Here is an 8,198-nt window from a genome sequence, read left to right on the forward strand (position 1 = left end):
TTTCCGGGTGGCGCAAAAGATCAAATTCATTCCAGCGAAGCCGGATCAATCGGCCGCCGTATCCGGGGGCGAACAAGGCGCTCCAACCGCCCTCTTTCGTGGTGAGTGTCTTCATGAATGCGTGTCCTGTTTTTTACAATATACAGCCGAATTGCAGATTTTTCCAGAGGATTCTGTACTCCGGCGGGGCAGGGCGCAGCACTAAAAAAAAACTCCCGCGGAATTCCACGGGAGCTTTGGTGACAACGCAAATCAATAGTTCTGCGCTTCGATTTCGAAGAACGCCTTCGGATGCTTGCAGACCGGGCAGACTTCCGGAGCCTTTTCGCCGATGTAGACGTGTCCGCAATTCCGGCACTCCCAGCGCTTCTCGCCGGCCTTGACGAAAACTTCACCCTTCTTGACGTTTTCCAGCAGCTTGAGATAGCGCTCTTCATGACGCTTTTCAATCGCGGCGACGCGTTCGAAAGCGCGGGCGATGGAGTCGAAACCCTCTTCCGCAGCTTCCTTGGCGAAGTTCTTGTACATCTCCGTCCACTCTTCGTGCTCACCGGCCGCGGCCGCGGTCAGGTTGGCCATCGTATCGCCGAGGCCGCCGAGCTCCTTGAACCACAGCTTGGCGTGCTCCTTCTCGTTGTTCGCGGTCTCTTCAAAGATCGCCGCGATCTGCTCGTACCCTTCCTTCCGGGCAACAGAGGCGAAGTAGGTGTACTTGTTGCGAGCCTGGGATTCTCCGGCAAACGCAAAAGCAAGGTTGGCGGCGGTTTTGCTGTTCTTGAGATCTGCCATTTTTCATTCTCCTTCGGTTGTATTTTCGTTCCGCGGCTTCCGCGGAGTCGTTACGGTGTTTAACATAACGGCTAAAACAGAAAAAGCAAATCTAAAATCAGGAATAATTATTAAATTTTAATTTTTATTCAGCATTCTGCCGCAGAAGGAGTGGTATCCCTCCAGAGAGAAAGGCTCCGAGTTCACGGCCCAGGGCAGATCGCGTTTGTCGATCAGACGGTTTTCCGCATAGGCGTGCTCAATGGCTTCATCGATGCCGTCGATGATGCGGTACTCAGTCCCCGCGGGAGTCTTCGCCACGTGAAACGCTCCTTCCGGAACGCCGGTGACCGGGATCGAATCGAAAGCGGCATTGCAGACGCGGGTGTGGCACATGGCAATTTCCGGCGTGCAGATGAAGGCCGACGGATCCTTGAGACGTTTTTCCAGCGCGTCATAGATGTGGACGCGCATCTCATTGCCGGGAGTGGAATCAAATTCCTCGACGATTTCACCGGAGCTGTCCCGCACCGTGGTCCGGCTGGTGGTGTATTCGATCGACCCTTTTTCGCCGATGATTGCGGAATACGGGGTGTCGTTTCTTACACTGCAGTGGGTCACATAAAAGAAGATGGTCTTGCCTTCCCGGGTGGTGATCTCAAGATCCGCGGTGTCGCAGCTCTCAATCGGATTCGCCCGGTACATCGCGCCGCGGATGGATTCCGGTGTGCCGGTGGTGGCAAACTGTTCCCCGGCATAGAAGCAGAGCAGATTCAGAAAGTGGGCAAATGCGTTGGAGTAGGGGCTGTCAAGAATCGGATTCTCGCGGGTTCCGATCTTCGCCACCCAGTTGTTGCGATGATAATAGACGAAATCGCGCGGCCACAGCCCGTAGGATTTGAGAATTTTCACTTTGCCGATCCGGCCGGCAAGCAGCATCTCTTTAATCCGTCTGGTTTCCGGCTGATACATGGTCTGATAGCCGACCGCGACGAATTTACCGGTGCGGCGCGACGCTTCCAGCATCGCTTCGGCGTCGGTGACTGTCGGGGCAATCGGTTTTTCCACGTAGACGTTGGCCCCCGCTTCCAGAGCGGCGATGGTCATGGGTTTGTGCAACGCAATGCCGGTCGGAATGAAGCAGATGTCGATCTTTCCGGCAAGATCCCGGAGCATCTCCCGGTAATCGGTGTAGAGCGGGCAGCCGATGCTGCGGAGCCAGGCGCACTTTTCCGGTTCCTCCGCCTGGTTGATGACGGTGGCGCCCACCGGACGAATACGCCCCGCGGCGTGCTCCCGCACGAAATCCTGGTAATGAACCGCTCCGAATCCGGAGACGCCGATGATTGCAGCATTGAACATGATTTTGCCTGAATGGTTGCGAGAATTCTGTTTACAAATTGATTCGTTAAGATAGCATGAAAAGTGCTGTCTTTCAAGCCGCCGGCGCGGTTATGTCCCCGGATTCACGTTTTTTTCCTTCTCTACCGGAACCGGTTGAAAATAGCGGGCGAAGAACTCCGCCGCCAGCGGCGCGCAGCTTTTTCCGCCGGAACGGCCCTCTTCGATCATGATGGCCGCCGCATAGGTCTTCCCCTGATGGAAGACGAAACAGATGAACCAGGTGGTCAGACGCCGGTTGCTGCGCGGACCGACTTCGGCGGACCCGGTTTTCCCGTAGAGCTGCAGGCCGGGCAGGGCGGCTTCGCGACCGGAACCGTGGGGAGAGTTGACCACTTCGAACATGCCTTTTCGCACGGTCTCCAGATGCTCCGGGGTGGTCGCAAGCCGGCTGCGCAGAGTCGGTTTGCGCTCCCGCAGTACATTGCCGTAGGGATCGACCACCTGCCGCACGAGATGCGGCTGCCAGACCTCTCCGCCGTTTGCGAGCGCCGCGGCAAAAACCGCCGCCTGCAGTGGTGTAATGGTGACCATCCCCTGACCGATGGAGAGCAGAGCGGTGTCATAGGCATTCCAGCCGGTGCGGTAGAGCCGCCGCTTGTTGGCATCAGAGGGAAAGGTGCCGCTCCCTTCCGAAAGTTCCACGCCGGTTTTTCTGCCGATTCCGGCGGAAGCGAGAACTTCGGCGATCCGGCCGAGTCCGGTTTTGAGCCCCTGGGCGATCATGTAGGGGTTGCAGGATTTCTCCAACGCGGAGACGAGGTTCACCTCGCCGTGGCCGCCGCTTCGCCACGAGGCGCAGCGGATGGTGGCGTTGCCCACCGGAATTCCGCCGTCGCAGAAGAGTGTACTTTCCGGATTGATTCCGGCGTTGAGCAGCGCCAGCGCAACCAGCGGCTTGAGGATGGAACCGGGCGTGTAAACCCCCTGAAACGCCCGGTTGATGAGCGGGCGGTCCGGGTTGCTGAGCAGCGACTGATAGTACTCCCGGCGGAGGACCGGTGTGAATTCGCTGAGGTCGTAGGCCGGATTGCTCGCCGCGGCAAGGATATCGCCGTTGGCCGCGTCGAGAAGCACGAAGGCGCCCCGCTTGCCGACGAGCAACGATTCGGCGATCTCCTGCGCGCGGGAGTCGATGGTGAGGATCACGTTGTTGCCATGCAGCGGTTCGATCTTGTCGATCAGGCTCTGACGGATGTAGCCGAGATGATCCACCTGAACCAGCGAATAACCCGGCAGGCCGCGGAGGCCGAGCGGCGATTCCGGAGAGCCTGGAACCACATCGGGATCCCCGGCACTGGAACCGGGCAGCCGGTCGAAGGCGCGTTCAACACCGTCACGGCCGACCAGATCCGGAACATAGTAGAAGAAATCCCGCCGGTCGGCGGCGTTCTCTCTGCTTTCCAGACGGGTGGAACCGATCAGATGGGCTGCGAGCCGGCCGCAGGGGTAGATTCTGATTTCACCCGGTTCGATGTCGACGCCGCGGAAGTGGCGGGAGCTTTCCAGCGCCCGGGCGGTCTCCTGCGGCGTGAGCTGTTCGAACACGGTAATGGGCAGGCCCGGCCGGGTGTTCAGATGACGGATGACCGACTCCTCGGTGAGTGGATTTTTCCGCCCGATGGCCGCGGCGATGGTGTCGGCCGCGGCGAGCATGTAGCGGACCGATTTGGAACGGCGCCCCAGCCGCATCTCCTCCGGGTAGAAAACAAGGTTGTTTTCCGCCTGATTTCCGGCGAGGAGCCGCAGATCGGAGGAGAAGATTCTGCCGCGGCGGGCGGGAATGCGGATTCTCCGGATCGACTGCCGGGAGATTTTCTCCCGATGTTCGTCGCCCGACTGAATCTGTTCCAGATAGAGCTTCCCGGCCAGCAGCAGAAAGCCGGCGAGGAAAAAAGCGCCGATCAGCAGGACCCGGAACTGACCCGGAGCGAGAATGCCGATCAGCAGGGGAGGGGATTTTTCCGGTTTCATCGTTTCCTCCCCCGGGCCGGATTGACGGTATGCTCTTTCACCGTGCGAGGCCGGCTGCCCCAGCGGCGGCGCTCCAATGGCGGCCGGTTGTCGTCGAGAAAACGGCCCAGATCCAGCGCGCCGGAAAGTGCGTCGAGCAGAAAGATGATTCCCGGCAGAAGCAGCAGTCCGACCGTGCCGTGAAAGAGCAGTTGCCAGAGCAGGGTGCCGGAGGAGAAACCGGGCCGGCCGGCCCACAGCAGAAACAGCGCATCCGACAGCGTGTTGGCGATGCCGATGGCCATGCCCGGGAGGGCGGCTTCCAGAAGATGCGTGGTGTGTTTGCGCCGCAGACACCAGCCGGCGGCAACGGCGAACACCAGCAAGAAGGGCGTCAGCAGAATCGGGCGGTGCAGAAGCAGATCCTGCGCCATGCCCGCGAGGACTGCGCCGACCAGGGCGCTGCGCGGCGAATCCGTGCAGGCGATGTAGAAGAGAAGATAGGCGGTCAGCCGGATGGAGAATCCCGCATTGCCGGCGATCACATCCAGAAGCACTCCGAGACCGATGAGCGTGATTTCAAAACAGACTTTCATCGTGCTTCTCCGCTTCGTTTGGCGACGACAACAAAGCGGATACTGTCAAATCCGGCGGCGGGGCGGAGCAGTCCGGAGAGGGTCAGAGCGTTGGAGAAACGGGAGGGGGCCTCCTCCACGTAACTGAGTTCCCCCACTTTGATTCCGCCGGGAATGTTCTTTTCAAAACCGGTGGAAAGCGCCACTTCGTGCAGCGTATAGCGGTACTGGGCCGGCAGATAGCCGACCGGAATGTTGCCCGGCGTCGGGTGGCGCTCCCCCATGTTGGTGATGCCGGTTGCCCCGGTGGCAGGGAAGAGCACGGAGATCCGCAGGCTCGGGCTGTAGAGCGTGATGACGTCGGCGGAGTGTTCTCCGACCCGGTCGATTACGCCGGCCAGAAACGGATGCCCTTCCGGCGTGACGGTCAGGACCGCGTCGCCGGGGGCGATCCCCGCCTGTTTCCCGCGGTTGATGGTGAACCGTTCGTTCCACAGCAGCGGGTCGCGCAGGATGATTTCCGCCGCGGCGTAGCTCCAGCCCGCCGGCACCGGCAGGTTGAGAAGCCGGCGCAGGTCGGCGTTTTCCCGATAGAGCTCGTTTGCGGCAGAGGCCTGCGCAGCGAGCTGACGGTTCACCTCCTGGAGCTGTTCCAGGCGGGCGGCGAGCTGTGCGCGGTTGTAGAGCAGTAACGACTGGTCCGATACCGCGTCGACGCCGGAGCGCACCAGCGCCAGATAGGGGTAAAAGAAATCGCCGAACAGCCGCCCCGCTCCGGTGCGGAGCGAACGGTATCCGGCGAATCCGAACAGGAGCACAATCGCCGCGGCGGCAAGAAAGAGAAGCCGTCTGTCGAACTTGTGCCCTGAACCAGCCATTGTTTTCTATTGCACTTTCCCGGAGTCTCCGCGTCGTTTCAGCAGGAGAGTTTCCGTTTGATTTCGACGAGTTCGCGATCGGCGTCGCGGAGCAGTTCGTCGAGCAGTTCGCGGATGGGAATGACCTTGTCGACCAGTCCGACCGACTGGCCGGCCATCATCGAACCCATTTCCACATCGCCCTCGACCGCGGCACGCCGCAGAGCGCCGATCCAGAACTTCTCGACCTCCTCCTGCGCCTGCTGGCGGTGGATGGTGCCCGCTTCCAGTTCGCGGAGCAGCCGGAGCTGAAGAGCGCCGAATTCCGCCGTTCCCCGGTTGCGCAGGGCGCGGACCGCCACCACCGGCAACTTCGAGTCGTACTGCGGCGTCGAAATCGCATCGCGGGCGTTGGCGTGGATGAACGCCTCTTTGAAGGCGGGGTGGACATTGGACTCCTCGGTCATGACGAACCGGGTGCCGAGCTGGACGCCCGCGGCGCCCATGAGCAGCATGTGAGCCATCATTTTTCCGGTGCCGATGCCGCCGGCGACGAAAATCGGAATCTGGTCGCAGAAGCGGTAGAGCACCTGCTGCACCAGTACGGTGGTGGAGACGTGGCCGATGTGACCGCCGGCCTCGCTGCCTTCGAGGATGATCGCATCCGCGCCGAACCGGATCATTCGTTCCGCAATCGAGATGGTCGACGCAAAGCAGAGCACCTTCGCCCCGGTCGCCTTGGCCGCTTCAATCTCCTTTTCCCGCGGGAAGCTGCCGGCGAACACGATGAAGGGGACCTTCTCCTCGGCGAGCATCGCCAGATGGTCGTGGTAGGCCGGCGCGATGGTGATCAGATTGACGGCGAAGGGTTTGTCGGTGCGCTTCTTCATCTCGCCGATCTGGGCGCGAAGAATGTCGGTGGGGGCGTTGCCGCCGGCGAGACAGCCGAAGGCTCCGGCGTTGGCGACAGCGGAAACCAGTTTCGGTTCGGACACCCAGGTCATGGCGCCGCAGATGATCGGATATTGGACGCCGAGGAACTCGCAGCCGCGTTTCAGCAGCGGCCGGACATTTGCATACTCTTCCATAAGATACTCTGACACAATGTTTGGTTGTTTCCCTTTTTCCCTGATCCATCCCCTGGACCTTTGCCGACGGGAAGTAAACCGGCAATCTATAATATATCACCCCGGCAGAAAAAATGCAATGCAACTTGGTGACGGGGATTATTCTTCCAGATACCGCTTTTCGGTGCGTTCGAGCAACTGTCCGGCTTTTTCCGTGAGAAAGGGGGGCGTGCGGCGGAGCGCCTCGATCCGGTCCGAGTACCAGTCGGCGGGGGAGGCGGCACGGCGGGCGTACTCGTCGAGCTTCTCTTCCAGCCGGGCGCGGTATGTGAAGTAGCGTTCGACCTCCGCCAGCGCGCGCCGGAACCGCCCGCAGGCGGAAGCGTAGCCGGGAGCTTCCGGATGGAGCGGCAGCTCCCGCAGCGCCTCGCTCAGTTCGCGGTAGCGGGCGAGGACCTCCGGGGAGTTGCCCGGTGCCAGACGGTAGATCTCCGTGAGTTTCCGGTTGCGCAGAGCATCTCCGTCCGGCCGTCCGGCCAGCCGGTCGGGCAGGGTTTCCAGCGGGACGGTTTCCTTTTGGCCGGTCGGCTCGCCTTCCGCGTCGAGCACCGGCAGTTCCAGCCGGTTGATCGCCTGAAAGCGGGATTCGGCGATCTCCGGCGGCATCGGGGAGAAGAGATGCCAGACGATCTCTTCGGCTTTGTTCTCCAGGAATCGCTGGATGTCGCTTGTGCTCTTCCCGGAAGCGGGATCCCGTTCTTGCGCATTGCGGGAGGCCGCCTGTTGCAGAATTCGTTCGATCGTGGCGGCACGCACCTGGTCGGCGGAGTGGCCGGGTTCGGCGGAGAGAAGCGCGTAGTCCAGCAGGGCATTGTCGGTCGGTGAACTGAGCTGATAGAGAATTTCGAGCAGAAGGCGCGAGAATTCCCGGTACCAGCGAAGCTCACCCGGCGCAAAACGGGAGGGATCCAGTTCGCCGGTCATATACCGGAAGTCCGGCAGGGGAAGATGCGCCGCGAGCAGGGCGCGGGTGATGGGGTAGTGCCGATTGCGGCGCAGCAGCCGCCCGGCGCTCTCCTGTTCGACCATCTCCGCCCGGAGTCCCGCCGCGATCCAGATCGGCAGATAGGCGGGATTCCCCGGCACCGGCCCGCCGCGTTTGGCGAGGAGCAGGATTCCGGCGAGACGCCGCCATAATTCGAGGTCCTCCTGCCAGCCGGGGAGGGCGGTGTTGAATTCCAGCTCCCAGTTGTTTCGTTTCGCTCGGAAGAGCAGGCCGCCCGGCGCCGCGTTCGGCGAGGCGGTGATGCGGCAGCGGATCGGGGAACGGCGGGAGTTCACCCGAAACACCGTGCACAGCTGCCGGTCGAACGCTTTGAGCAGTTCCGCGGTTTCCGCCGCGTCGTCGCCGCTGACGGCGAGTTCGACGCCGTCCGAAGTGACGACGCCGGCCGCGTGGAGCGTGCACACTGTGAACAGCAGCGCCGCCGCTGTTTTCAAGATATCCGAAATAAACATGGAACCGGGATTTGTTTTTTTCTGTTTGGCGATGTAGTTTATTGAAAATATAATCCTGA

Annotated in this window: 7 protein-coding genes; all 7 read right to left on the bottom strand. The window is 61.3% G+C overall.

Going from position 1 to position 8,198, the window contains the following annotated elements; genetic code table 11:
- Positions 1-252: 252 nt before the first annotated feature.
- Complete coding sequence (gene rbr / locus ACMLHG_RS03945; protein WP_294437666.1) at positions 253-789, bottom strand: rubrerythrin; 537 nt, start codon at positions 787-789, stop codon at positions 253-255.
- Positions 790-906: 117 nt separating this feature from the next.
- Entirely contained in the window at positions 907-2,130 is a 1,224-nt protein-coding gene (locus ACMLHG_RS03950) for a Gfo/Idh/MocA family protein (protein ID WP_417169630.1), read from the bottom strand.
- A gap of 90 nt (positions 2,131-2,220) precedes the next feature.
- Positions 2,221-4,143: a penicillin-binding transpeptidase domain-containing protein gene (locus ACMLHG_RS03955; RefSeq protein ID WP_417169631.1), complete on the bottom strand. Its 1,923-nt coding sequence runs from the start codon at positions 4,141-4,143 to the stop codon at positions 2,221-2,223.
- Positions 4,140-4,718, bottom strand: a complete 579-nt coding sequence (locus ACMLHG_RS03960) for a hypothetical protein (RefSeq protein ID WP_295807501.1) — start codon at positions 4,716-4,718, stop codon at positions 4,140-4,142. The genes ACMLHG_RS03955 and ACMLHG_RS03960 overlap by 4 nt, the downstream gene beginning before the upstream one ends.
- On the bottom strand, positions 4,715-5,575 hold the full coding sequence (mreC, locus tag ACMLHG_RS03965; protein ID WP_417169632.1) for a rod shape-determining protein MreC: 861 nt from the start codon (positions 5,573-5,575) through the stop codon (positions 4,715-4,717). Before mreC ends, ACMLHG_RS03960 begins: the two co-directional genes overlap by 4 nt.
- A 38-nt stretch (positions 5,576-5,613) precedes the next feature.
- On the bottom strand, positions 5,614-6,657 hold the full coding sequence (locus ACMLHG_RS03970) for an NAD(P)H-dependent flavin oxidoreductase (protein WP_294435119.1): 1,044 nt from the start codon (positions 6,655-6,657) through the stop codon (positions 5,614-5,616).
- A 123-nt stretch (positions 6,658-6,780) separates the two neighbouring features.
- Positions 6,781-8,198 (bottom strand): hypothetical protein (locus tag ACMLHG_RS03975; RefSeq protein WP_417169633.1); only part of this gene is annotated, 1,418 nt, incomplete at its 5' end.

It is taken from the genome of Victivallis sp., from assembly GCF_048170485.1.
Taxonomy (GTDB): domain Bacteria; phylum Verrucomicrobiota; class Lentisphaeria; order Victivallales; family Victivallaceae; genus Victivallis.